Origin of the sequence: Flavobacterium lacustre (assembly GCF_027474525.2) — a bacterium.
Lineage (GTDB): Bacteria > Bacteroidota > Bacteroidia > Flavobacteriales > Flavobacteriaceae > Flavobacterium > Flavobacterium lacustre.
The window spans coordinates 1,660,653-1,685,077 of record NZ_CP114882.2 but is presented as its reverse complement, the minus strand read 5'-3'; the positions used below and the strand labels follow the sequence as shown (position 1 = coordinate 1,685,077).

General features: G+C 34.8%; 18 protein-coding genes and 1 pseudogene. 6 read left to right on the top strand and 13 right to left on the bottom strand.

Annotated features, from left to right (window positions below; genetic code table 11):
- Positions 1-5 precede the first annotated feature (5 nt).
- The 12 genes from O6P34_RS07335 to O6P34_RS07280 form a co-directional block, all read right to left on the bottom strand.
- Positions 6-770: a hypothetical protein gene (locus tag O6P34_RS07335; RefSeq protein ID WP_269686670.1), complete on the bottom strand. Its 765-nt coding sequence runs from the start codon at positions 768-770 to the stop codon at positions 6-8.
- Between the two features lie 2 nt (positions 771-772).
- A complete protein-coding gene (locus O6P34_RS07330; protein WP_269686669.1) occupies positions 773-1,462 on the bottom strand; it encodes a YjjG family noncanonical pyrimidine nucleotidase in 690 nt (229 codons plus the stop codon).
- A 9-nt stretch (positions 1,463-1,471) separates the two neighbouring features.
- Complete coding sequence (gene radC / locus O6P34_RS07325) at positions 1,472-2,164, bottom strand: RadC family protein (protein WP_269686668.1); 693 nt, start codon at positions 2,162-2,164, stop codon at positions 1,472-1,474.
- A gap of 55 nt (positions 2,165-2,219) precedes the next feature.
- Complete coding sequence (locus tag O6P34_RS07320) at positions 2,220-3,575, bottom strand: UDP-N-acetylmuramate--L-alanine ligase (RefSeq protein ID WP_269686667.1); 1,356 nt, start codon at positions 3,573-3,575, stop codon at positions 2,220-2,222.
- Positions 3,572-4,285 carry a tetratricopeptide repeat protein gene (locus tag O6P34_RS07315; protein WP_269686666.1) on the bottom strand — a complete coding sequence of 238 codons (714 nt, stop codon included), beginning with the start codon at positions 4,283-4,285 and terminating at the stop codon, positions 3,572-3,574. The genes O6P34_RS07320 and O6P34_RS07315 overlap by 4 nt, the downstream gene beginning before the upstream one ends.
- A 123-nt stretch (positions 4,286-4,408) precedes the next feature.
- Positions 4,409-6,553 (bottom strand): S46 family peptidase, encoded by a 2,145-nt coding sequence (locus O6P34_RS07310; RefSeq protein ID WP_269686665.1) that lies wholly within the window; start codon positions 6,551-6,553, stop codon positions 4,409-4,411.
- 180 nt (positions 6,554-6,733) lie between these two features.
- Positions 6,734-7,735, bottom strand: coding sequence for a GTPase ObgE (obgE, locus tag O6P34_RS07305; protein ID WP_269686664.1), 1,002 nt, complete (start codon positions 7,733-7,735; stop codon positions 6,734-6,736).
- A 78-nt stretch (positions 7,736-7,813) separates the two neighbouring features.
- Complete coding sequence (locus tag O6P34_RS07300; protein WP_269686663.1) at positions 7,814-9,088, bottom strand: hemolysin family protein; 1,275 nt, start codon at positions 9,086-9,088, stop codon at positions 7,814-7,816.
- 183 nt (positions 9,089-9,271) lie between these two features.
- Positions 9,272-9,844, bottom strand: a complete 573-nt coding sequence (locus O6P34_RS07295; protein WP_269686662.1) for an adenylate kinase — start codon at positions 9,842-9,844, stop codon at positions 9,272-9,274.
- Positions 9,845-9,862: 18 nt separating this feature from the next.
- A complete protein-coding gene (gene hpt, locus O6P34_RS07290; protein ID WP_269686661.1) occupies positions 9,863-10,393 on the bottom strand; it encodes a hypoxanthine phosphoribosyltransferase in 531 nt (176 codons plus the stop codon).
- A gap of 224 nt (positions 10,394-10,617) precedes the next feature.
- Positions 10,618-10,827 (bottom strand): hypothetical protein, encoded by a 210-nt coding sequence (locus O6P34_RS07285; RefSeq protein ID WP_269686660.1) that lies wholly within the window; start codon positions 10,825-10,827, stop codon positions 10,618-10,620.
- Positions 10,828-10,848: 21 nt separating this feature from the next.
- Entirely contained in the window at positions 10,849-15,408 is a 4,560-nt protein-coding gene (locus O6P34_RS07280) for a DUF8693 domain-containing protein (RefSeq protein WP_269686659.1), read from the bottom strand.
- A 284-nt stretch (positions 15,409-15,692) separates the two neighbouring features.
- Here O6P34_RS07280 and O6P34_RS14940 point away from each other — a divergent pair.
- The 5 genes and pseudogenes from O6P34_RS14940 to purE all read left to right on the top strand — a co-directional run.
- Positions 15,693-15,866: pseudogene (locus O6P34_RS14940) on the top strand (5-(carboxyamino)imidazole ribonucleotide synthase); the annotation flags it as partial.
- A 157-nt stretch (positions 15,867-16,023) separates the two neighbouring features.
- Positions 16,024-17,676 (top strand): DUF1800 family protein, encoded by a 1,653-nt coding sequence (locus O6P34_RS07275; RefSeq protein WP_269686658.1) that lies wholly within the window; start codon positions 16,024-16,026, stop codon positions 17,674-17,676.
- A 164-nt stretch (positions 17,677-17,840) separates the two neighbouring features.
- A complete protein-coding gene (locus O6P34_RS07270) occupies positions 17,841-19,484 on the top strand; it encodes a DUF1501 domain-containing protein (RefSeq protein WP_269686657.1) in 1,644 nt (547 codons plus the stop codon).
- A gap of 115 nt (positions 19,485-19,599) precedes the next feature.
- Positions 19,600-20,766: a 5-(carboxyamino)imidazole ribonucleotide synthase gene (locus O6P34_RS07265; protein ID WP_269686656.1), complete on the top strand. Its 1,167-nt coding sequence runs from the start codon at positions 19,600-19,602 to the stop codon at positions 20,764-20,766.
- Between the two features lie 123 nt (positions 20,767-20,889).
- Entirely contained in the window at positions 20,890-21,372 is a 483-nt protein-coding gene (gene purE / locus O6P34_RS07260) for a 5-(carboxyamino)imidazole ribonucleotide mutase (protein ID WP_269686655.1), read from the top strand.
- A gap of 50 nt (positions 21,373-21,422) precedes the next feature.
- Here purE and O6P34_RS07255 read toward each other — a convergent pair whose 3' ends face one another.
- Entirely contained in the window at positions 21,423-22,094 is a 672-nt protein-coding gene (locus O6P34_RS07255; RefSeq protein ID WP_269686654.1) for a hypothetical protein, read from the bottom strand.
- A 223-nt stretch (positions 22,095-22,317) separates the two neighbouring features.
- Between O6P34_RS07255 and O6P34_RS07250 the strand changes: the two genes are divergently transcribed.
- Positions 22,318-24,345, top strand: a complete 2,028-nt coding sequence (locus O6P34_RS07250; RefSeq protein WP_269686653.1) for a M3 family metallopeptidase — start codon at positions 22,318-22,320, stop codon at positions 24,343-24,345.
- Positions 24,346-24,425: the final 80 nt, after the last annotated feature.

Here is a 24,425-nt window from a genome sequence, read left to right as displayed (position 1 = left end):
GAAATCTAGAACTTAACGTTTACTTTTTCGGAAATCAACTTGTCGTTTTGGTAATATTCAAAAAACCATTGATTGTCTTTTGCTATCAAAACGCCTTGAACTTCTCCTTTTGCAGCGGTATAATAATCTTTGACAGATGTTTTATAAATTTTCATAATGACTTTAGGTTCACTATTAATTAATTGAAATCCTGTAGGTGTAGGCTGTGCATAAAGTAAACCAGAATCTACACTTTCTGAAACCTTATTATCAATTACCGAAATTACCGGAGTCACTGTCACTACCGGATTTACTTCTTGTGCTACAGCTGCTTTTACAGGTTCTGCCGCAGCTACAGGAACTGCTGCTCCATTGTATTTGTACCCTAAATCATTAACAAATTGAAAAGCTTTATTGAGTGCTTCGTTATAAGCAACTCCATAATCTTTCTCTTTACTTTTCCCCATTTCAGATTGAAAAACAATTTTTCCTTGACAATCTGAAAGAGTGATAAAAAGTTTAGTTATCAAAAATGCATTCACTTTTTTCACATCTACATACAACAAACTACATCTGTCATTGAATTCTGTTGGAATGGCTTCATTTTCATAAAAAGCTTCAAAACCGGCCTTTTTGAGATCAAATTTTGTTAATGTATTAAGACGATACTGATTTTCGGTTTTTAGAAAATCGTATTTTAAAGGAACAATTACGGCTTTGTAATCGTTTACGGATTGTGAGAAAGAATAACTCACCACAAAAAAGAGCAGAAATAAGAAACGTGTTTTCATAATTATAAATATTTTTTTAGTTCTAATAAATGATTAATTTGTACGATGTTTTGGGAAACATCGACTTTGTTTGCATTAAAAAAAATTGCTTCTAACCCCACATCTAATGCACCTTGAACATCTGCTTCTAAACAATCACCAATCATGATGCTGTTTTCTTTTTTGGCTTTGGCCAAATCTAAAGCGTATTCAAAAATAATGGGATTTGGCTTCTTCACTCCCGCCATTTCCGAATTTGTAATTGTTTGAAAATAGCTGCCAATCTTTGAATTACTGATTTTCTTATATTGAACTTCTGCAAAACCGTTTGTAATAATATGGAGCGTATAATTCTTACTCAAATAGTCCAAAATCTCAAAAGTTCCTTCAAACAAATTATTATTTTCAGGCAATAATCGAATATAATCCTCTGCTATCTGGTCAATTTCAGCATCCGAAATAGTATACTGGAGCGCATCAAATGAATGTTTCAATCTAGCATAACGCAATTCTGCATGCGTAATTTTATCATACTGGTATAATTTCCAACAAGCCTGATTTATCGGGACATATTTCTCAATAAATGCCGCCGTTTCAATAGTTGGATGGTTTGTATTGAAAATAGTTTCAAATGTCAATTCCGAATTTTTATCAAAATCCCAAAGGGTGTGATCTAAATCGAAGAAGATGTGTCTTATATTCGTATTTTTCATTGTAGTATTCTAGAATATTCCTTCATCAACAAAACTAAAGTAATTATTTTCGGTAACAATCAAATGATCCAGAATTTTTATTTCTAAACTGTCTCCGGCGACTTTCAACTTTTTTGTAATTTGTTTATCCGCATCACTTGGAATCAAAGTTCCCGAAGGATGATTATGACAAAGAATCAGTGCAGTTGCTCCCATTTCTAATGCTGTTTTAAAAACCAAACGAACATCAACCAGCGTTCCCGTAATTCCGCCTTTGCTTAATTGTGATTTTGAAATTACTTTATTCGAATTATTCAAATACACAATCCAAAATTCTTCATGCGGCAACTCACCAATAATAGGTTGCATGATTTCAAAAATCTTCTTGCTTGAAGTAATTTTTATCAATTCAACTGCATCTTCTGCGCGTCTTCGCCTACCTAATTCCATTGCTGCGATTATCGAAATGGCTTTGGCTTCACCGATTCCTTTAAAACTCATCAATTGTGAAATGGACAATTTTCCTAAAGCATTTAAATTATTATCGACACTCGACAAAATTCGTTTGCTTAAATCCACTGCCGATTCACTGCGACTTCCCGAGCCAATCAAAATAGCAATCAGTTCGGCATCACTCAAAGCACTTTTGCCTTTTAGCATTAGTTTTTCGCGTGGTTTATCATCTTCGGACCAATGGGTTATCGGAAAATTATTTTGTTCCATTTAGCATTTATAAGTATTTGGGGGCAACCTTAAAAAAAGGATTCTACATGCAAAACTAACCTATCAATTCCTTCACCTCATCAAAATTCAATCCGCCATAATTACCGGAACTCATCAATAATAATGCTGAATTTTCTAAATTCAAATGAAACAAATAGTCTTTGAAATCTTTTGGATTCGTATAAATAATTAAATCTTCTCTGTTGAATGCTTTCGCAATTTGCTCATAAGTCACTTCTTCGAGCTGTTTGATTTTCACGGCATCGGGCGAGTAAAAAACAACTGCTTTGTCCGCATATTCTAAAGCTCCTTCGTATTCTTTCAGAAATTCGGCATTCAAACTACTGTAGGTATGCAATTCTAAACAAGCTACCAAAGTTCGATTTGGATATTGCTCTTTTACGGCTTTTGTAGTCGCTGAAACTTTACTTGGCGAATGCGCAAAATCTTTATATGCAACTTTAGTTTTGCTTTCGGCAATTTTCTCCAATCGTTTAGAAGCGCCTTTGAAACTGGCAATAGCTTCGTAAAAATCAGCTTCATCAACGCCCATATTTTGACAAATCCATTTGGCTCCAGCCAAATTATTTAAATTATGGGCACCAAAAACTTCAATTGGCATAGCGCCTTCGGGAGTTTCTAAAAGAGTAACGCCATCATTAACCGTATATTTTGGAGTATGATACGCTAATTTCCGGATTGGATTCGTCGCTGCTTCTGCAACACGCTTTACTTCGGAATCATCTTCGTTATAGACTAAGATTCCTCCATTTGTAATTTTTTCAATAAAAATCTCAAACTGCTCTACGTAATTTTCATACGTTGGAAACACATTAATATGATCCCAAGCAATTCCAGAAATCAAAGCAATATTAGGTTGGTACAAATGAAATTTCGGTCTTCTGTCTATTGGCGAAGACAAATATTCATCACCTTCCAATACCATAAAATCATTAGAATCGGTAAGATGAACCATAGTGTCAAAACCTTCTAATTGAGCGCCAACCATATAATCTACTTCAATATTATGATAATGCATAACATGTAAAATCATTGAAGTGATAGTCGTTTTTCCGTGAGAACCACCAATAACAACACGTGTTTTATTTTTAGATTGTTCGTATAAAAATTCCGGATAAGAATATATTTTCAATCCTAATTCCTGTGCTTTCAACAACTCCGGATTATCAGCTTTGGCATGCATTCCCAGAATTACAGCTTCAATATCCGAAGTGATTTTTTCGGGAAACCAACCTAATGCTGCAGGCAAAATCCCTTTTTTGTCTAAACGTGATTTTGATGGTTCAAAGATAGCATCGTCACTTCCGGTAACTTGGTATCCTTTATTATGCAATGCTAAAGCGAGGTTGTGCATGGCGCTACCGCCAATCGCTATGAAATGAGTTCTCATATATTTTTCTTTGGTGATGAATTTAATGATTTAATTTTTTGTAAAATGGCATTGGCCTTCTCCGGCTCATTCATTTTATTTTTATACAAATTAGCTAGCATTTGATAGCTTGTCCTGGAACCGCTTATGGCAATTGCCTTTTTATATTGTTGTTCAGCAGCAGTGTATCTTTTGAAATATTCATCGATATGACCTCTGGATAAATACCCGTCAATTGGAGATACTTTTAATAATTCGTTTGAATACCGTATGGCTTTCGATTGACTTCCTCCAACAATTCCGGGCAACTGCAAATTTAATTCTATTAAAGCCCAGCGTGCTTCTATATGTTTTGCATTAAGCGCAATTGCTTTTTCAAAGGAACCCCTTACTTCATCAATCATTCCGAGTGCTTTGAATTTACTTACTTCTTTAGCTTTCATTCCTAAAGCACCTCCATATTTATAGTAATAATTAGCTTCGGCTGGTTTTAATTGTTTTAGTTTTTTATAGTAACTAATGGCTTTATCCCAAGATTTATAATTTCCCGCAATGTCACCCAAATATTCGATAGCTTTTAAATTAGAAGGATTTTCTTTTAAAAATTGCTCAAAAAGAGGTTGCGCTTGTTCAAACTTGTCTTCTTTGAATAGTTTTTCGGCAGTATCAAAACTAGATTGAGACCAAATCATCAGGGGAAAGAATAAAAAGAGAACTATAATTTGTTTCATACTTCAAAAATAGGAAAATTTATAATTCTAATCTATTAACGTTTCAAAAGGTTTAACAATAAAAAACCGCCTTATCTCGTATTGAAAACGAAATAAGGCGGTTTAAATTTTAGAAAAAAGGAACTATTTCACAATTGTCATTTCATCAACAATATGTTTCGCACCTGCATATTTATCGATTATCCAAAGTACATATCGAATATCAAGATTGATGGTGCGTTGCAACTTTTTATCAAAAATAACATCACCTGCCATGGCTTCAATATTTCCATCGAAGGCAACTCCTATTAATTCTCCTTTTCCGTTAAGTACCGGAGAACCTGAGTTTCCTCCTGTAATATCATTGTCTGTAAGGAAATTGACTGGCATATACCCTTCTTTATCTGCATACTGACCAAAATCTTTTGCCTTATTCAATTCTAATAATCGTGCTGGCAAATCAAATTCCGAATCCCCAGCTTTATACTTATTAACCATTCCGGTCATTGTGGTATAATTATTTGTTTTAGCATCATTACGCTTGTCTGCCGGTAAAGCACGAACTTTTCCGTAGCTCAATCTCAAGGTTGAATTTGCATCCGGATACTGAATGGCATTCATTTTAGATTCACGCAATCCTTCAACCATAACACGATACGATGTAGCAAAATCATTTTCTAAAACCGTTTGTTCCTCCGATTTAGCTCTAATTTTTGCCATCAAATCATTTGAAATTACAAACAATGGATCTGTAGCAATGTTTTCTGGTTTTGGATTATTTAGGAATGCCAACACACTTTCTTTGGAAGCGAAAATACTTTTTGCCACAGCATCATTTACATATCCTGTAAAATCTCCTTTATTTTCGGCTGACAATTGAGCAACAACTGGAGCAATTCCGTATTCTGAGGCTTTTGAAACGTACAAATTCAACTGAGCTACCAAAATATCTTTTTCTAAAGGCGCATAAAAATCAGTATAAACCGTTTCGATTAAAGCATTTAATTTAGGCAATAATTCTGTTCTCTTAGCTTCATTTTCTTTGTAATATCCAACAAGTGAATTTCCTAAAGTAGCCACCGAAGCACCATATTTTGAAGTTCTCAGCAATTGTGTCAAATAATTATCATGACGTGATTTCAAATCCGTTTTGGCATAATAATTATTAATGGTAGCAATTACATTCCCGTATTTTTGTTTGTTATTGGCTTTATTGGCCCAAACATTAAATTTAGTTTCTTGAGCGGTTTTTGTTTTTGCAGTTCCAGCTTTGGTCAAAGCATCAATCATTCCTTGACGGTTTTTCCAATAATTCGCTGTCGAAGCATATTTAGACGCATATTGTAATTTTACAGTAGCATCTTTATCCATATACTTTTTCATTTGGTCCATTCCTGTTTTAGCACCTTCTACCCAGGCAGGATAAGCAAATTTTACATTTTGTTCGATTCCGCTTGCTGGCACCCAACGGTTTGTTCTTCCTGGATATCCTAAAATCATGGCAAAATCATTCTCTTTAACACCTTGCAAACTTACCGGCAAATAATGTTTAGGTTGTAAAGGCACATTTTCTTTTGAATAATCTGCTGGATTTCCGTCTTTATCAGCGTAAACTCTAAACATAGAAAAATCTCCCGTATGACGCGGCCATTCCCAGTTATCAGTATCACCTCCAAATTTTCCAACACTTTCCGGCGGTGTTCCTACCAAACGAACATCTTTATAATCTTGGTAAACAAAATAATAATATTCATTTCCTTGAAAGAATGGACGAACGGAAACGGTATATTTCCCGCCTTCGTTATTTTCTTTTTCAATCAAAGCGATTTCTTGTTGAATCACTTTATTTCTTTCTTCCTCTGTCATTTTATCATTGACTTTTGATAAAATTCTTTTGGAAACATCATCCATACGAACGAAAAAACGAACGTAAAGTGATTTTGGTTTCAGTTCGGCAGTTTTGTCTTTTGCCCAAAAACCGTCTTTTAGATAATTTTGTTCTGCCGTAGACAGTTCTGCAATAGCATTGTATCCACAATGGTGGTTGGTCAATACTAATCCTTCTTTCGAGACAATTTCAGCAGTACATCCTCCATTGAATTGAACAACGGCATCTTTCAAACTGTGATTGTTAATACTGTAAATTTCTTCGGCTGTCAATTGCAAGCCCATTTTTTCCATATCTCTATGGTTCAATCTTTCGATAAACATCAAGAACCACATTCCTTCGTCAGCTTTCACGGGGAAAGTCAACAAACACATGGCTAAGAATAAAACTACTTTCTTCATAATTTTGAATATATTTTTAGTGATGCTAATATAAGTCATTTTCGTAATCTAACCCCTATTTTACATCTAAAAACAAAATCAAACTATTGATTATTACTTAAATTTTAAGAATTACATAATTCAATACAAAAAAAAAGTGCCCTATTACTAGAACACCTTTTGGTATATAAATGATAACGGTTAGTCATTCAACATTTTCCATAATTTATCTTTCAATTCTGACAAACCTTGTTGGGCAACAGAAGAAATGAACATATAAGGAATGTCTTTGAAAGCGACATCTAATTCTGTTTTCAACTCGGCTTTGAGCTCATCATCCAGCATATCGCATTTTGATATTACCAATAATCGCTCTTTATCAAGCATTTCTGGGTTATATTTCGTCAATTCGTTTACCAAAATATCATATTCTGCTTTGATATCCGGTGTATCTACAGGAACCAAAAACAACAAAGTCGAATTACGTTCAATATGACGTAAGAAATAATGTCCAAGACCTTTTCCTTCGGCAGCACCTTCGATAATCCCCGGAATATCAGCAATTACAAACGATTGAAAATCTCTGTACGCTACAATTCCAAGATTTGGTTTTAAAGTGGTAAACGGATAATCAGCAATTTTAGGTTTAGCAGAAGTCAAAACAGACAATAAAGTTGATTTTCCAGCATTTGGAAAACCTACCAATCCTACATCGGCCAAAACTTTAAGTTCCAGAATCACATCCATTTCTACACCAGGCAAACCCGGTTGAGAATATCTTGGCGTTTGATTGGTTGAACTTCTAAAATGCCAGTTTCCTAAACCTCCTTTTCCACCACGGGAAAGGATTTGTTTTTCGCCGTCTTCGGTGATTTCGAATAAGGTTTCTCCGGTTTCTTTATCTTTTACAACGGTTCCTAATGGCACTTCGATGTATTTATCATCGCCGTCAGCACCTGTACTACGGTCACCACCACCATCACCACCGTGACCTGCTTTGATGTGACGCGCAAATTTGAGGTGAAACAAAGTCCAAAGTCCTTTGTTTCCTACTAAATAAACGTGTCCTCCACGACCACCATCACCACCATCAGGCCCACCTTTTTCAATAAATTTTTCTCTATGCAAATGCGTAGATCCTTTCCCTCCTTTTCCGGAAGAAACATATATTTTTACGTAATCTACAAAATTCCCTTCTGTCATTATTTTTGGGTTTTGGCTTTTGGGTTTAAGGTTCTAGGTAAAACTAACACCCAGAACCCAACACCTAATTACCTATTTTTACTTTTTTAAGGCTTTCACCATCACTTTATCAATCTTCACGCCATCCATATCGATAACTTCCAACTCAAATTTTTGCCAAATCAATTTTTCTCCCTGTTTAGGGATATGCGAAAGTTCGGTCATTATAAGTCCACTTACAGTGGTTACTTCATAATCATTTATTAATTCATCTAACTCGAAATACGTTAAGAAATCATGTAACGAATAATGTCCGTCTACCAGCCAGCTTCCGTCCTCGCGTTCTATTAATTGAAAATCATCTTTATAAAAATCTGATGCATCACCAACTAATGCTTCCAGAATATCATTCAACGTAATTACACCTTGAAAAACGCCGTATTCATCGGAAACAAAGGCATAATGAATTCCTGTTTTCTTGAATTCTTCTAATGCGGTGTAGGCTGTTGTTTGCTCCATTATAAATGGGGCTTCGGTCATGATTTCTGTCAAATTGAAATTGTCTTTTTCAAAATGGGCAAAAATATTTTTCAGGTTCACTACACCAACTATATCATCATAATTGTTTCCGTAAACCGGATAAATAGAATGCAGTTCTTTTAGCATCAATTCTTTAACTTGTTCTTTATCTGAATCTGAAGGTAAGAAAACCACTGATTTCCTGTGGGTCATCAATGAATTGACTTTTCTGTCTCCGATATGAAAAACTCGCTCTACAATATCTTGTTCTATTTCCTGTACTTCTCCACCTTCTGTTCCTTCTTTGATGATGGCTTTTATTTCTTCTTCGGTTACTTTTCCGTCAGCGGTTGGTTTTATTTGCAAAATATCCAATAAAAAATCCGTTGATGTGGTCAGCATCCAAATGAATGGTGCGGTAATAATCGAAACCATTTTCATGGGCAAAGCCACTGCTTTTGCAATTGACTCTGGATGATTCAAACCAATTCTTTTGGGCAATAATTCTCCTAAAACTAAGGAGAAAAAAGTCAAAACTACTACTACAATTCCTACTGCGACTGAATGTGCATATGGTTTTAGTATTTCGAATCCTTGTACAAACGTTTCTACATCGGCGGTTATTTTATCACCACTGTAAATACCGGTCAATATTCCTATAAGTGTAATTCCGATTTGTACTGTGGACAAAAATTTGTTTGGAGAATTGGCCAAATCGAGTGCTATTTTGGCACTTTTATTTCCTTTTTTTGCCGCGGTTTCTAATCTATTTTTCCTAGCCGAAATCAATGCGATTTCCGACATCGAGAAAACTCCGTTGAGGAGTATTAGAAAAAATATTATTAGTATTTCCAATTTTTAATGTATTCGTTAATATCTCTTGCTGTTGTTTGATTTTAGCCCAGATGGCAGTGAAAAGCCCGGAGCTAAAAAAACTAATTTTTCCTGCCTGAAAAGAGCGACCGGAGGAAGCTCCTTTTGAGGTATGGAAAAATAGTTTTTTTAGCGAGGACTTGTAACGTACAGCTGGATTAGCTCCTACAAACTGTCAATTACGCTGCTTACTCTTTCGGTAATTTCTGCGATAGAACCAATTCCGTTCACGGCATGAAATTTTCCTTGATTTTTATAATAATCCATTAAGGGAGCTGTTTTTTCATTGTACTCCTGGTAACGGTTTCTGATTTTATCTTCGTCTTGATCGTCTATTCTTCCGCTGGTTTTTCCTCTTTCTAATAATCGTGCGATTAGAATTTCATCATCGGCTTCTAGTGCAATTGTTGCAGCTACTTTTGAACCAATTGTCGTCAAAAAGGCGTCTAATGCTTCGGCTTGTGAAATTGTTCTTGGGTAACCATCGAACAAAATTCCGTTTGTATCCGGATGTTTGTTTACTTCGTCAATCAGCATTTTTGTGGTCAATTCGTCTGGAACTAAATCGCCAGCGTCCATGTACACTCTTGCTTCTTTACCTAACTGGGTATCGTTTTTTAGATTGTAACGAAATACATCTCCGGTAGAAATGTGTGTTAATTTGTATTTTTCTTTCAAAAATTCAGCTTGTGTTCCTTTTCCTGCGCCTGGTTTCCCAAATAAAACAATGTTAATCATAATGTATTTTGCGTGTAGTTAGTCTTTTAATTGATATACTTCTGGTAAATTTCTGCCTAAACCATCATAGTCGAGTCCGAAACCTACGATGAATTTATTTGGAATTCTTATGCCTACGTAGTCTATTTTAAGGTCTTTTTTATAGGCTTCCGGCTTTAAGAAAAGAGTAGCAATCTTGAAATGTTTTACGTTTTGTTTTTTGAATAATTCTTTTAATTCTAAAAGGGTATTTCCGGTATCAACGATATCTTCGATTATAATAACGGTACGTCCGGTTAAATCCTGATTGATTCCGATGAGTTCTTTTACGGTTTCGGAAGAAGAAGTTCCTTCATAGGATGCCATTTTTATAAATGATACTTCGCAGGGACGCTTGTATAATTTCATAAAATCAGAAACTACCATGAAAGCACCGTTTAAAACACCTACAAAAACTGGTGTTTCATCGAAAAAATCATCTTGAACTTGAGCAACTATTTTAGCGATTGCAAAATCTATTTCTTGGGCAGAAATAAACGGAACAAATTGTTTATCGTGAAGTTGTATCATTATTTACTATTTTAAAATAATGTGCAAAGATACTGAATTCGGATTTGACAACTAACAATTAATTTGGATTTTCAAATCAAATTATTCAGTAATCGTATTGATTGGAGTAATTTATTCCGAATAACAAGATCTTATTTGAATACTAATAATTTAGCCACTTCTGTACTATTCTCTTTTTCAGAAAAAACAGTACAGAAGTGGCTAATAAAACCGTTTGCTAAAGATTATTTATTGATGCTTTTTTTAGTTCCATTTGTAATTACAACTCCGGCATAACAAGAAGCAACTAATAAAGCACCGTAAATCCATTCGTTTATAGGTGATGCAGGCACATCTTCTACATTATCATCAAATGCAGGAGCTGTCTCCTCTGCGAAACAAATTATATTAGTCATTAAAAATAGTACAACTAACATCATTTTAGTCTTATTCATAAAATTGTATATTTAAAATAATTAATTAACGATGATTTTTTGGGTAGATATTCGTCCTTCCTGTTTCATTTTTACCCAATATACTCCTTTAGCTGATGATTTTGAAGGCTCTATTTTCAGCGTATTAGCATCTATATTCGTCGTCTTAAATGGTATTTTTTGCCCCAATACATTAAAAATTTCGATTTCTATATTTTGAATATCAGAACTTGAACTCATCATAAACCAACCGTCTTTAACTAGGTTTGGATAAAGTTTTAATCCTGATTCTAATTCGTTTGATTTAATGTCTAATGTTGAACTCGCTTTGAACACAATATTAAATCTACTGGAAGAAACAGATTGCGCATCGGAACTAAGAACAGAATAATTATAAGTCACAACACCTGTTGCTGGAATTTCAGTATAAGTTTGCGTAAAATTGTCTAATAAAAATGGTGTTACCCCCTCTATATTACTTGCTTCAGCAACAATAGTATAATTTGCATTGCGATATTGATTAACATGAAGCGGAACTATTTCTTCTGCTTGTGGCAAAGCTCTTCTTTCTATACTTAATAAAGTTGTATTGTTTTTGGTTGCAAAATTTTCGTCAAGGTTCGTAAATTTATTAGCATCATTACTGTTTACTTCATTACTATTCTCCGAACCAAATTGTATCAACAAAGCATCGGCAGATTTTCCTGATGTTAAAAAAGCATTGGCTTCGTATAATTCCAACCTTAAACTTGAAGTCACGTCTGCCTTTCTAAAAACATTGACATTAGCGGTACTTACTTGTTTATAAGCCTCTTGAAAACTAAGCGAAGGCGAACCCGCGACATCTGTTTTCACAAAACAGCCTTGCCAAGGTTGCAAGTATTTAGTTGCCGAAGATGTATTAGGAACTTTGTCCCCTGTTCCAACGTCAACAGAAACGTAACCTCCTCTAAGATTCAACGTAGGATCCCATATATAATAAAAAACCTTATTTAAATTTGTTGACGCCTGCAATACTTGATTCATGTCAACAGGTGATTGATATGGATTCCCAATAAAATTATATCCACCTGCATTTGAATTAAGATCGGTTATTACTTTGGTTCCTGTATACAAAGTTCCCGTAGCTCTTAGCACCGTATTGGTTAGCGCAGGTGTATTTGTATTTAGGTTAGTACTTCTATCCCCTCTCACTAATAGTCTATACGGGAATCCTGATTCTAATGTAGTTACATCTGTATTTAATACCGTAACCCAAGCACCAGAACTATTATTAAATGCATACATGGAAGCATTTGTAGTCTGTGTAGCATCAAAACCATTGGCGCCGGAAACAGAACCTGTGATATGTGTACCAAAACCTGGATTTGGATTATTGTTTGTAGTTGTCGTATTATTATTTACACCTTCCTGCCAGTTAGCAAGAATACTTGTTGTAGTGGTAACTGCCGAAGACAAGAAACGAAATGCTCTTCGTCCCGGAATAAATCGTTCTACGGTTACTTTACCATTAATAACTCCTGTTACCGGTCCTACTATAGCTGTAGAATTCACATCGCTTTTAAAAGTAATTTGATCTCCTGTATTGAATGTCCCTGCAGTCACTGTTAGAACTCCACTTAAACTCAATGCATTTCCTAAAGTCACACTCCCCGAAGAAGTTCTATTTAATGTTAAATTTTCAAGCACGTTTGAAGTTCCTAAAGTAGTTTGATCCATATAAATAGTACCTGCATTTCCTGTTCCTGTAAACACTAAACTTGAACTATCACTTCCGGTTAACAAACCACTTGAAGATCCATTTCCTGAAATTGCTCCATTGATAGTAAGTGTTTTTCCGTTTACATTTAATTTTTTGGTTGTACTATTAAAATTAATATTGGTAACTGTTCTATTTTGGTCTAAATAACAGTCATTATCCGCAAGTGAATCAAACGAAATATCCGCTCCTGAAACAGGAACAAAACTTCCTGTCCAGTTTGATGCAGTATTAAAATCAGTACTTGTTGTTCCTTTCCAAATTGCAGCAGTTACATCGAGTGTTGCTATACCTTTTGTTGAAGGATCATTAGAATTGATTGCCGATAAAGTAATACCAGTACCTGGAGCACCCAAAGCAATACTATGTGAAGCCAATACTCCATTTACAAATACCGCCGTGGTTCCTGCTCCTAAAAGCATATTAGTCGAACTACTCAAAACCACAGTACCATTAAATCCCGTAAACACGCTACCAGAACAATTTGCACCATCCATAGCCGTAATTTTAATATTGAAAGTCTCTCCTGATCGCTTAGCAGTTATTAGATTTCCAGAAGTATCCGTAATACAGAAACTAGCTACCCCTACAACTGGAACAGAATTAGACAAACCACTTTCAACTCCAGTACTCACATTAGTATTAGTAGCGGTTATAACAGCACCTTTGTACAATTGTCCCGAAGCAATACCACTAAGCGTCCAGCTCGCCGGCGCGTTAAGAATTGTTCCTATTGGACTACCATCTACATATATGGTCAACGTGTTTCCTGATCCCAGACCACCTGTACCACTAATACTGCTTGCACCCGCTTGATAAGAAGTCCCCGAAACTGTTGGAGCTGCAGGCGCTGATGCTGCCACGGTTATCGAATTTGAACTAGAACTTATTGTTTCTCCAGTTGCTTTTGCAGTTGCTGTAAGAACATCTGCAGCTGTCAATGTCAAACCAGAAATTGACCAATTGCCATAAGCATCTACCGTAGTTGACCCTAATAATGTTGCCCCTTTATACAGGTATATTACAGTTCCTGCACTTTCAGTACTCGTTCCAGTAACTGTTTTTCCAGATCCTGCAATATAGGTCCCAGAGATAACTGGCGCTGTTGATGGACTTGATGTAATACTAACAGTTACACTAGTAGAAATATCCGACAACAAATAACTTGCTGATGCCGATTGTGCTCTTGCAACTACAACATCGCCTTCAACAAATCCAGTATAACTAAAATCATAAGAAGCATTGGAAGCTATAGTTGAAGTCGTTCTTGCCACCTCATACCCATTAATATATAAAATCAAATAAGAAGCACTTGTATCCACGTTTGTAACCTGAACCGTCCTTGCAACTGTTGGCGAAGCCAAAATTGTTGAAGTTACCATTGTTGGCTTGACTGTTTTAGTACTACCACTTCCAGAAGTCTTCATTGCAACATTTGAATATGCCGATGAACAACCATTATAGGTAGCAGTAGCATAAACGTTCATTCCATTAAAAGTACTTTGTGTAGTAGTTACAGTAAAAGACCAAGTCCCGTTTGTAGCAACGTATACTGAAACCGAAGATGGAAGTTCATTAAAAGTATTTGTTGCTGATTGTTCCCACAAACGAATTTGAACCGTACTTGCAGTAATCGTTCCGTTCACAGGAGACCAACTTCCAGTAACAACCTGAGAACCATTGGTTCTCACCAAGTTTGTCGGTGCCGGAGTAAAACAAATTGCAGCAACATTTACTGTAATACTATTAGAAACCAACGATAAATCTTTACCTACGGCTTGCGCTTTTGCGGTAATAATATTTCCCGCTGCAAGACCGCTTACACTTGTTAATGTCCACGAATTTGATGTTACAGTTGTAGTACCAATAGATGTTCCATTTTTGTATATCGTTATTACTGTACCGTTTGTTTCCGTACTAGTACCCGAAATACTGGTGCTAGAAGCAGTAACACCACTATTAACTACAGGAGACAATGTAATAGGATTTGCAAAACTCGTACCCGAAGTCAAAGAAGTCAAAGAAGTAGCAGGAAAAGTTGAAATTAATGCATTTGCAATAGCCGTTGAATTATTACCATACAACTTATCATTAACACCGTTATAATCAGATTTGGTTCCTGTTATACCACTTCCCGCAGAGCTAATTGTTGCCGCCGCAATTCTAACCGGCTGTGTAGTCAACCCTAAAGCAGAATACGGTATAAAAAAATCATAAAAATAATCGGAATCCCCACTTACAGTAGTCAAAGCAATAGAGCGTTGCGTATAATTTTCATTACTAAAATTTACAGCAGATGTAATTCCTCCTGCTAAACCCGAAAAAGTATTAACAACTACAGCATTCGAACTTCCTGTATTTAAAACAATCTCTCTCTCATATCCAGGATTCTTTGGATCAGTATATTGCGAGCCAAAAGTCCCATCCGTGTCCATTAAAAGAGAATACCCTTTTGCAGCAGTCGAAGCACTTCCTAACCGGAACCTGATAATTAAATAATCAATTCCACCAACTGTCTTGTAAAGAATATAACAAGACTGATTACTGTTTTCTCCAACACTAACAATATCCGTAGCTCCTCCTGAACCTCCTGTAGTCAAATCCCCTGTAGGTTCAGCTCCAATTATTGGCAAAGGCACCATATTAAGCTCAGATGCAGAACCATAATCAGTACCACTAAACCCAGCGGTTGTTAATGAAGTGTACCCATCTCCATTAGGATCCAGAACACTTTTACCTAATGCGTCCCCTGCAGGTTTATAAATCAAACCTTTGGTTTGGGAGTAACCAATACTTGTAGCAATTAAAAGTACAATTAAAATATAACGACTAAATGAAACCATATAATTCTTTAATTAGAAGTATTTATGTTAAAATAAATACAAATTTTTCGCAAAAATACAAAAAAAAATAAAAAATTCATTATATATAAAAAACATAAGTTTATTATTTAGCAGCAAAAGAATAATCTCTTACCACATTATTTAATAGAAAATTAAGAGTTTGAAGAAAAATCAATTTATTCTCACAATCCATAAAATAAAAATTCAAAAGCAACCATTAATAAATCATTATTTACATTTGCAGAATGTATCCCTTAAAAGACAGAAAAACAAACATTATCATAATGAATTATTTTTCTTCTGATTTTAAATTAGGAATTCTCGGCGGTGGACAATTAGGCAAAATACTATTGTCAGACACCCGAAAATTCGACATAAAACTATGTGATTGACCCAAATAATGAAGCACCTTCAAAATTGCCTGAAATCAATTTTTAAAAGGTGATTTAATGCACTATTTATCTTAATAATACAACCATAAAATTTCAGTCTAAAAACATAATTTATTAATAAACAGGTATTTAGACGCTCCTAAAGACCTGTTAATCGAAAAAAAATTGTATTAAATTTAATTATTCCTAAATTTAACTAAAGGATATTGAAAATAATATAATTATGGCTTCACTAAATCCAAATACCACAGTTTTAGGTATCAAAAACGCTAAACATTTATTGCGAAGAGCAACTTTTGTTTACACCAAAGTCTTGATAGACCAATATTCTATATTGACTCCAAACCAAGCTTTAGATTTATTATTAACCGATACACCTCTTGCCGTTAATTTACCATACGACCCTTTACCATTGACCGCTCCGGATAGCTATTGGACTGAGTCTACTAATTTAGCAACAACATTTCCTGATCAAAACAGGAAAGCTATAATTGTAACGGGTTGGTGGTGGTATAATTCTATAAATAATCCAACACTAAAATTTAAACTTTCTCATTTTTTGTCAACTCGATTTACAGTAATAGGAAATACCGAAGTATCTGGATCAGCTACAGAGTTTTATGACTATATAAGATTGCTTTTATTTTATTCCTATGGGAACTATAAAAAGTTAGCAAAAAAAATGACGCTTAATAATTCAATGCTTTGTTTTTTAAATAATTCTTCAAATTTAAAAAATGCTCCAAATGAAAACTATGCCCGGGAATTCCTAGAATTATTTACTATTGGTAAAGGGATACAAATTGCTCCCGGTAATTATACAAACTACACCGAATCCGATATCATCCAGGCAGCAAGAGTATTAACAGGATTTAAAAGAAAATATGAACGAAATCTAATAGATACTGAAACCGGAATCCCAAAAGGTTACAATCAATTTTCAGATCACCACACAAGTTCTAAAACATTTAGTGGCGCTTTTAACAACAAAATAATCTCTTCAGCAACTGATGCTGCTTCGATGGATATTGAATTAGATAATTATATTGAAATGGTTTTTAACCAACCGGCAACAGCCCAAAATATTTGCAGAAAAATATATACTTATTTTGTAAAAAGCAATATTACGGCTGAGGCAGAAAATGACATCATAATTCCCTTGGCACAAGAACTCTTTGATAATGGTTATGAAATTGTTCCAATTATTAAAAAATTATTAGAAAGTCAGCATTTTTATGATTTGGATGATAGTAATGCAACCGATGAAACTATTGGAGGAATAATTAAATCACCTATTCAACAATTATCTGAAATATGTACTTATTTACAGGCTACTATTCCAGATCCTATTACTAACCCATTGGATTTCTACAATACTTTTTGGTATCTTTTTACATACAATACATTTTTAGTAAAATCAAATATGGGATTATTTAACCCTGAAAATGTCGCCGGTCACGCAGCTTATTATCAGGCTCCCGATTTTGATAAAAACTGGATATCTTCCTCTACATTAATTGCAAAATACCGTTTAGGAGAATCCCTACTTGACGGAGTAAACAGGATTAGTGGCAATAGTACTATTGCTGCTAAAATAAGTATTTCAGATGTGATAAAAAATGCTGGAATTGTGTCTAATCCTTCGGATCCTTTTATATTGACTTCCGAATTATGCAATGCTCTATTCGCTCAGGAAACAAACATAGATCGAATTAACTACTTTATGAATTCTTTTATCCTGCAAGGGAATTCTAATTATTATTGGACTGAAGCTTGGAATAATTTCATTAGCACTAATAATAGTTCGGTTGTCGAATCTCGATTAAAGCTTCTAGTAACCAAAATATTAAGGGCACCCGAATCTCAAGTGTTTTAATATTATTTTCATAATCCATTTTACTACCAATATATTTAAGAAAATTTAAGTCTCAAGTGTTTGGTATTTTCAAAAATTCGGGCATCAGCCAAGGTATTAAGAGACCCCAAATCTCGCATGTTTTAGTATTATTTCCCATAATTAATAACAAAACAACAAATATCATGAGAAGAAGAAATTTTATTAAATTGACTTCAACAGCTAGTGCACTTTCATTGTTGCCTACAGAAGTTTTTGCTCTTTTTAAATCAGCCGGCATGACAGAGTGCCCTGATTCCAGTTCAAAAAAAATAGTGTTGATTCAATTCGCAGGAGCTAATGATGGATTAAATACCATTGTACCCATCAATCAATATGATACTTATGCAACGTTACGACCGAACATAAAGCTTAATAATATTGGCATGACAAATGGCATTATTAATCTGGATTCAACTTTAGCCTTAAAAGATCAGGTAGGATTACATCCTTCTCTCATTGGATTTAAAAATCTTTATGATAAAGGTTTTATGAGAATTATTCAAGGAGTTGGCTATCCTTCCCAAAACAAATCTCATTTTAAATCTATTGATTTATGGCTAACCGGAGGTGATGGAACTATAGCCAATAATAATTTAGTCAGTGGATGGACGGGACGTTTTCTTGAGAACTACTACACAAATTTTTTAAACTCAAACTTCCCCTTGGGAATTCAACTCGGTAGCAGTGATAATTCACTTGGTTTCCATGGAGAAATAGAACATGGCATGTCTCTAAACATTAGCGGCCAAGATTTATCAGGGTTTTATTCTGTTGTGAATGGTTTGAGCGGGGAACCTCCGGCAAACATTCCTGATTCAGAATACGGCAATTTACTTCAATACATTATTAACAATGATACTTCAACAAATTCTTATGCGCAAAGTATTTCAAATTCCTTTAATTCAGGATCTAATTCATTGATCTATCCTAATACAAGTTTATCCAATCAATTAAAAACTGTAGCTCGATTTATCTCAGGTGGCCTTCAAACCAAAGTCTACTTAGTAAAAGTAGGAGGATTTGACACACATGATATGCAAGTTGCTGCAAACAACACAACCCATTTAGGTAATCACGCTTCTCTTTTGACTCAGGTTTCTGACGCGATTAATACTTTCATTACAGATTTAAATAATCAAAACATGGGAAATGATGTTATTTCGGTAACTTTTTCAGAATTTGGAAGAAAAGCAGGAGAAAATGCCAGTCTAGGAACTGATCATGGCGAAATTGCACCAATGTTTGTTTTTGGAAACGCAATAAATCCTGGCATCTCAGGGACAAACATTAATTTATCAGAAGCAGTATCTGCTAATAATTATCAGGTTAGAACAATTCAGCATGACAACAGAAGGGTTTTCAGTACAATCCTTCAAGATTGGTTTGGAGCAAGCAATCAAACATTAGATTTAACTTTTTACAATAACACGACCAATACTGGATTTTCAAATATTAAAATAGCTGATTTTATAAAAGCTCAAAACACAGTTAATTCCTCCTGTTATACTGACAAGCTACTCTCTGTAAATGAATTCAAAAACACCTCTGAAGTTATCGTTTATCCAAATCCAACTTCAGAAATCATCACGGTAAATGCTCCAAATAACAATGAAATTTATACCATTTTAATTCATTCTATAGACGGGAAATTTATTGGAAAATACAGAAACCCTTTAAACAGCAGTCAGTTTTCAATAAATGTTGAAAATTTACCCTCAGGATTCTATACTTTAAAAATCGAGACCACCAATGGGAATTTTTCTAAAAAAGTAATAGTCCGAAGATAAAAACCTATCAATAGAAATACATCTCTGACTATTTTACAACTCGTAATTTTTTATTATTAATCATTTAAAAGTATCTTTGTGAAATCATTTTTTACAGATAAATTTCTATACACCGATGAATTATTTTTCTTCCGATTTTAAATTAGGAATTCTTGGCGGCGGACAACTCGGCAAAATGCTTTTGTTTGATACCCGAAAATTCGATATACAAACTTACGTTCTTGATCCAAGCGACGAAGCACCTTGCAAAATTGCATGCAATCAATTTTTTAAAGGCGACTTAATGGATTTTGAAACAGTTTATAATTTTGGTAAAAAAGTAGACGTTTTGACTTTTGAAATTGAACTGGTTAATCTTGAAGCTTTAGAAAAATTAGAAAACGAAGGCATCAAAGTATATCCTTCGCCAAAAACGTTGAAACTGATTCAAAACAAAGGAATTCAGAAAGATTTTTACGCACATCATGCTATTCCAACAGCAAATTATAAACGATTCGAAAATATAAAAAGTGTAATTTTCGATGTTTTAGAATCTAAATTAAAACTGCCTTTTGTATGGAAATGCACTGAATTTGGTTATGATGGAAACGGCGTAAAAGTCATCCGACAACTATCTGATTTAGAAAATTTAGCCAATGTAGAATGCATCGCAGAAGAAATGGTTCCGTTCAAAAACGAATTGGCCGTTATTGTTTGTCGCAATCCATCGGGCGAAATAAAAACATATCCTGTGGTTGAAATGGAGTTTCATCCCGAAGCCAACCAAGTCGAATATGTAATTTGTCCCGCACGAATTGACGACACAGTAGCCGAAAAAGCAAGAGCCATCGCCTTGACCGTTTCCGAAAAATTCAACCATGTAGGATTATTAGCCGTTGAAATGTTTCAAACCGAAGACGATGAAATTCTGGTTAACGAAGTCGCTCCACGTCCGCACAATTCAGGTCATTACAGCATCGAAGCCAGTTATACTTCACAATTTGAAAATCATTTACGGGCAATTCTCAACCTGCCTCTTGGAAATACCGATAGTAAGGTAGCAGGAATTATGGTCAATCTTTCTGGCGAAGAAGGATTTTCAGGAGATGTAGTTTATGAAAATATTCAAAAAATATTAGGTTGGAACGGTGTTACACCACACATTTACGGAAAAAAACAAACCCGTCCTTTCCGAAAAATGGGACATGTCACCATCGTAAATGATGATATTAAAGAAGCCCGTAGAATTGCCGAGGATGTAAAGAATACGATTCGAGTAATTAGCACTAAATCAAATAATTAAACGATTTAATAATTTAAAAATTACGACAATTATAAAGTAGTTTTATGTAATTTTTCAATCTTTAAATTTTTCACCAAAGCCAAAAAAGGCGAACGGACGAAGTAATCTTTAAATAACAACAAAATGAAAGTAGCCGTAATAATGGGAAGTATCTCGGATATGCCCGTAATGCAAGAAGCAATAGACATCCTGAAAGGATTTGACATAGAAATAGAAGTTGATATCGTTTCGGCACACAGAACACCGGAAAAATTATTTGATTTTAGTCAAAATGCACATACTCGCGGTATTTCGGTAATCATTGCCGGAGCTGGCGGCGCAGCACATTTACCAGGAATGGTGGCCTCAATGTCTCCCCTTCCAGTAATTGGCGTTCCTATAAAATCCAGTAATTCTATCGATGGTTGGGATAGTGTTTTATCCATTCTTCAAATGCCGGGTGGCGTTCCTGTTGCAACCGTAGCTTTAAACGGTGCCAAAAACGCAGGGATTTTGGCCGTGCAAATCATTGGAAGTCATAACAAAAATGTCTTAGAAAAAGTCATTAAATACAAAACAGGATTAAAAGAGGCTGTTAATGTAGCTTCTGAAAGTCTAAAAAAATAACAAAAAAAGCTCCAATTACGGAGCTTTTTTTAATGTAAATTTTAAATTACTTAAGCAACAATCACTATTTCTTCCAGAATTCCTTCAAATTCTGAAGCAATTATGTCTTCTTTATTCAACCAATATTCTGATGTGGTTATTGTATAATTTACAGCATCTGGAGTCGTTACTTCCCACAAAATTGCTTCCGCTTCCGGAAAAGGAGCATTTTCATTCATTGCAGCATCAAATAATCTTTTGATAAGATTACTTTCTGACAATCCATTGCTTAACAATTTCAAGATATTTTCTTTAGTCAATTCCGTAGCATTTTCAACTCCGGAAGGCACAAAACTAGCTGTTAGTATTATCGCTTTTGCATTAGGAAATTTACCATTGTATGCTTTAAAAAGCAATTGATTAACATGAAACAAAGCCGAATGCAGCCCTATTTCCGGATATTCTTCACAGACTTTATCCAAAAACATATCATTTGAAATTTGCTGAATTTGCCCTTCATTCAACTGTTCTGATAATTTATATTCTAATACAATTACGGCAGAATCTTTGGGTTCAAAATCCGTGATCGCCATAAAAAGAAGTTCTCTTAAACTGGCCGGATCAGCATCGGAAGCATCCGGATAATCGAATTTTTCTAATAATTTAACATAGTCTTCATTAGTCCAATATGCTTCAATTTGATCTACTGTATTTGCGCTTTTTATTGTGATTTGATAATTCATAAGATTTTTAAATATTTACTGTTTCTTCGATTCGGTTCTGTATAAAACCAATCTTTTTTTACAATTTAGGCTTTTTATGCCGTGTCCCGAAATAAATAACATTTATATAACACAATCATCTTCGCTATTTTGGGTCAAATCAATTCTATTAGCAATCCTATATTTTTCAATAAATCCGTACCTTTGTTACCTTTAAACATCAATTATTTTTATCAAAAAACAAATGAGCATCTTAACCCACCATTTCAATACAAAGCACAATACTGCGCCTTTTTCGAAAATTAAAAACGAAGATTTCCTTCCTGCTTTTCAAAAAGGAATCGAATTGGCAAAAGCCGAAATCGATGCTATTGTAAGGAATCCTATAAAACCAACTTTCGAAAATACGATTGAAGCATTAGCTTTCAGCGGAGATGTTTTAGACCGAATTTCAAGTATATTTTTCAATTTGAATTCAGCAGAAACCAATGACGAAATTCAGAAAATTGCTCAAGAAGTTTCTCCTTTATTATCTGAATTTGGAAACGATGTTCGTCTTAATCCAGATTTATTTGCCCGAGTAAAAACAGTTTATGAGCAACGAGAAAAACTAAATCTCAATGCGGAGCAAACTACGCTTTTGGACAAAAAATATAAAAGTTTTTCTAGAAACGGAGCCAATTTATCGGAAGATAAAAAGAATCAATTGCGAGCCATCGACAAAGAATTATCGAAATTGAGTTTGCAGTTTGGCGAAAATGTTTTGGCCGAAACGCAAGCCTATCAATTACATATAACATCTGAATCCGAATTGGCCGGTTTGCCCGAAGGAACTGTTGAAGCAGCTCGTTCTTTGGCGAAAAGCCAAGAAAAAGAAGGCTGGATTTTCACCTTGGATTATCCCAGTTACGTTCCGTTTGTAACCTATGCTGACAATCGCGAATTGCGCAAAAAAATGGCAATTGCTTTTGGTGCCAAAGGTTTTCAAAACAACGAATTCGACAATCAGGAAATCGTACTTAAAATTGCCAAATTACGTTTTGACAGAGCTCAAATTTTAGGATATGCATCTCATGCTCATTTTGTTCTTGAAGAACGAATGGCCGAAAGTCCCGAGAAAGTAAAAACATTTTCGACTGATTTATTAGAAAAAGCCAAGCCGGCAGCTTTGAAAGAATTTGCACAATTAGCCGCTTTCGCAAAAGAACTTCATGGAATTGAGCTGCTCGAAAAATGGGATGGCGCTTATTATTCGGAGAAACTGAAACAACAATTATTTAGTTTGGATGACGAAATATTAAAACCGTATTTTCAATTAGAAAAAGTTCTGGACGGCGCTTTTGCAGTAGCACAAAAATTATACGGAATCACTTTTGAAGAAACTTTTGAAGTCGATAAATACCACGAAGAAGTAAAAACATATGAAGTAAAAGATGAAGACGACCAACTGGTTGCGGTTTTCTATGCTGATTTTTTTCCAAGAAAAGGCAAACGAAACGGTGCTTGGATGACGTCTTTTAAATCACAATACATCAAAAAAGGAAGCAACGAAAGACCACACATTTCTATTGTGTGTAATTTCACAAAACCTACCGAAACAAAACCATCGTTATTAACTTTTAACGAAGTGACGACTTTGTTTCATGAATTTGGTCACGCTTTACATGGCATGTTGGCCAATACAACGTATCCAAGTTTATCGGGAACCTCAGTATACTGGGATTTTGTGGAACTACCAAGCCAGATTATGGAAAACTGGTGTTACGAGCCGGAAGCTTTGGCTTTGTTTGCATATCATTACCAAACTGGCGAAATGATTCCGATGGAATTAGTCCATAAAATCAAAGAAAGTGCAAGTTTCCAAGAAGGAATGGCAACAATGCGCCAATTGAGTTTTGGATTATTAGATATGGGTTGGCATGCACAAAATCCTTCGAACATCAAAGACATCAAAGCTTTTGAAACCGAACAATTTGCAGCCACACAATTGTATCCGGATGTAAAGGAAAACGCGATGAGTACTTCTTTTTCTCATATTTTTCAAGGTGGTTATTCTTCGGGTTATTATAGCTATAAATGGGCGGAAGTACTAGATGCTGATGCTTTTGAATATTTTCAGGAATGCGGCATTTTCAATAAAGAAGTGGCTACAAAATTTAAAGACAATGTCCTTTCTAAAGGCGGAACTGAACATCCTATGATTTTGTATAAACGCTTTAGAGGCCAAGAACCTAAACCAGATGCGTTATTGAAACGTGCTGGATTGTTATAATTATAACTAAAAAACCGAAGTAAATTACTTCGGTTTTTTTATTTCATTTTTTTTAATACACGTTAAAAAGGGGAAAATCA

Bases quoted from the DNA above. Each gene is read 5' to 3' on its own strand.
- radC (WP_269686668.1), bottom strand. From the start codon at position 2,164: ATGGAACAAAATAATTTTCCGATAACCCATTGGTCCGAAGATGATAAA.
- O6P34_RS07330 (WP_269686669.1), bottom strand. From the start codon at position 1,462: ATGAAAAATACGAATATAAGACACATCTTCTTCGATTTAGATCACACC.
- obgE (WP_269686664.1), bottom strand. From the start codon at position 7,735: ATGACAGAAGGGAATTTTGTAGATTACGTAAAAATATATGTTTCTTCC.
- O6P34_RS07255 (WP_269686654.1), bottom strand. From the start codon at position 22,094: ATGAATTATCAAATCACAATAAAAAGCGCAAATACAGTAGATCAAATT.
- O6P34_RS07310 (WP_269686665.1), bottom strand. From the start codon at position 6,553: ATGAAGAAAGTAGTTTTATTCTTAGCCATGTGTTTGTTGACTTTCCCC.
- O6P34_RS07335 (WP_269686670.1), bottom strand. From the start codon at position 770: ATGAAAACACGTTTCTTATTTCTGCTCTTTTTTGTGGTGAGTTATTCT.
- O6P34_RS07320 (WP_269686667.1), bottom strand. From the start codon at position 3,575: ATGAGAACTCATTTCATAGCGATTGGCGGTAGCGCCATGCACAACCTC.
- purE (WP_269686655.1), top strand. From the start codon at position 20,890: ATGAAAGTAGCCGTAATAATGGGAAGTATCTCGGATATGCCCGTAATG.
- O6P34_RS07265 (WP_269686656.1), top strand. From the start codon at position 19,600: ATGAATTATTTTTCTTCCGATTTTAAATTAGGAATTCTTGGCGGCGGA.
- hpt (WP_269686661.1), bottom strand. From the start codon at position 10,393: ATGATACAACTTCACGATAAACAATTTGTTCCGTTTATTTCTGCCCAA.
- O6P34_RS07275 (WP_269686658.1), top strand. From the start codon at position 16,024: ATGGCTTCACTAAATCCAAATACCACAGTTTTAGGTATCAAAAACGCT.
- O6P34_RS07315 (WP_269686666.1), bottom strand. From the start codon at position 4,285: ATGAAACAAATTATAGTTCTCTTTTTATTCTTTCCCCTGATGATTTGG.
- O6P34_RS07285 (WP_269686660.1), bottom strand. From the start codon at position 10,827: ATGAATAAGACTAAAATGATGTTAGTTGTACTATTTTTAATGACTAAT.
- O6P34_RS07270 (WP_269686657.1), top strand. From the start codon at position 17,841: ATGAGAAGAAGAAATTTTATTAAATTGACTTCAACAGCTAGTGCACTT.
- O6P34_RS07280 (WP_269686659.1), bottom strand. From the start codon at position 15,408: ATGGTTTCATTTAGTCGTTATATTTTAATTGTACTTTTAATTGCTACA.
- O6P34_RS07295 (WP_269686662.1), bottom strand. From the start codon at position 9,844: ATGATTAACATTGTTTTATTTGGGAAACCAGGCGCAGGAAAAGGAACA.
- O6P34_RS07250 (WP_269686653.1), top strand. From the start codon at position 22,318: ATGAGCATCTTAACCCACCATTTCAATACAAAGCACAATACTGCGCCT.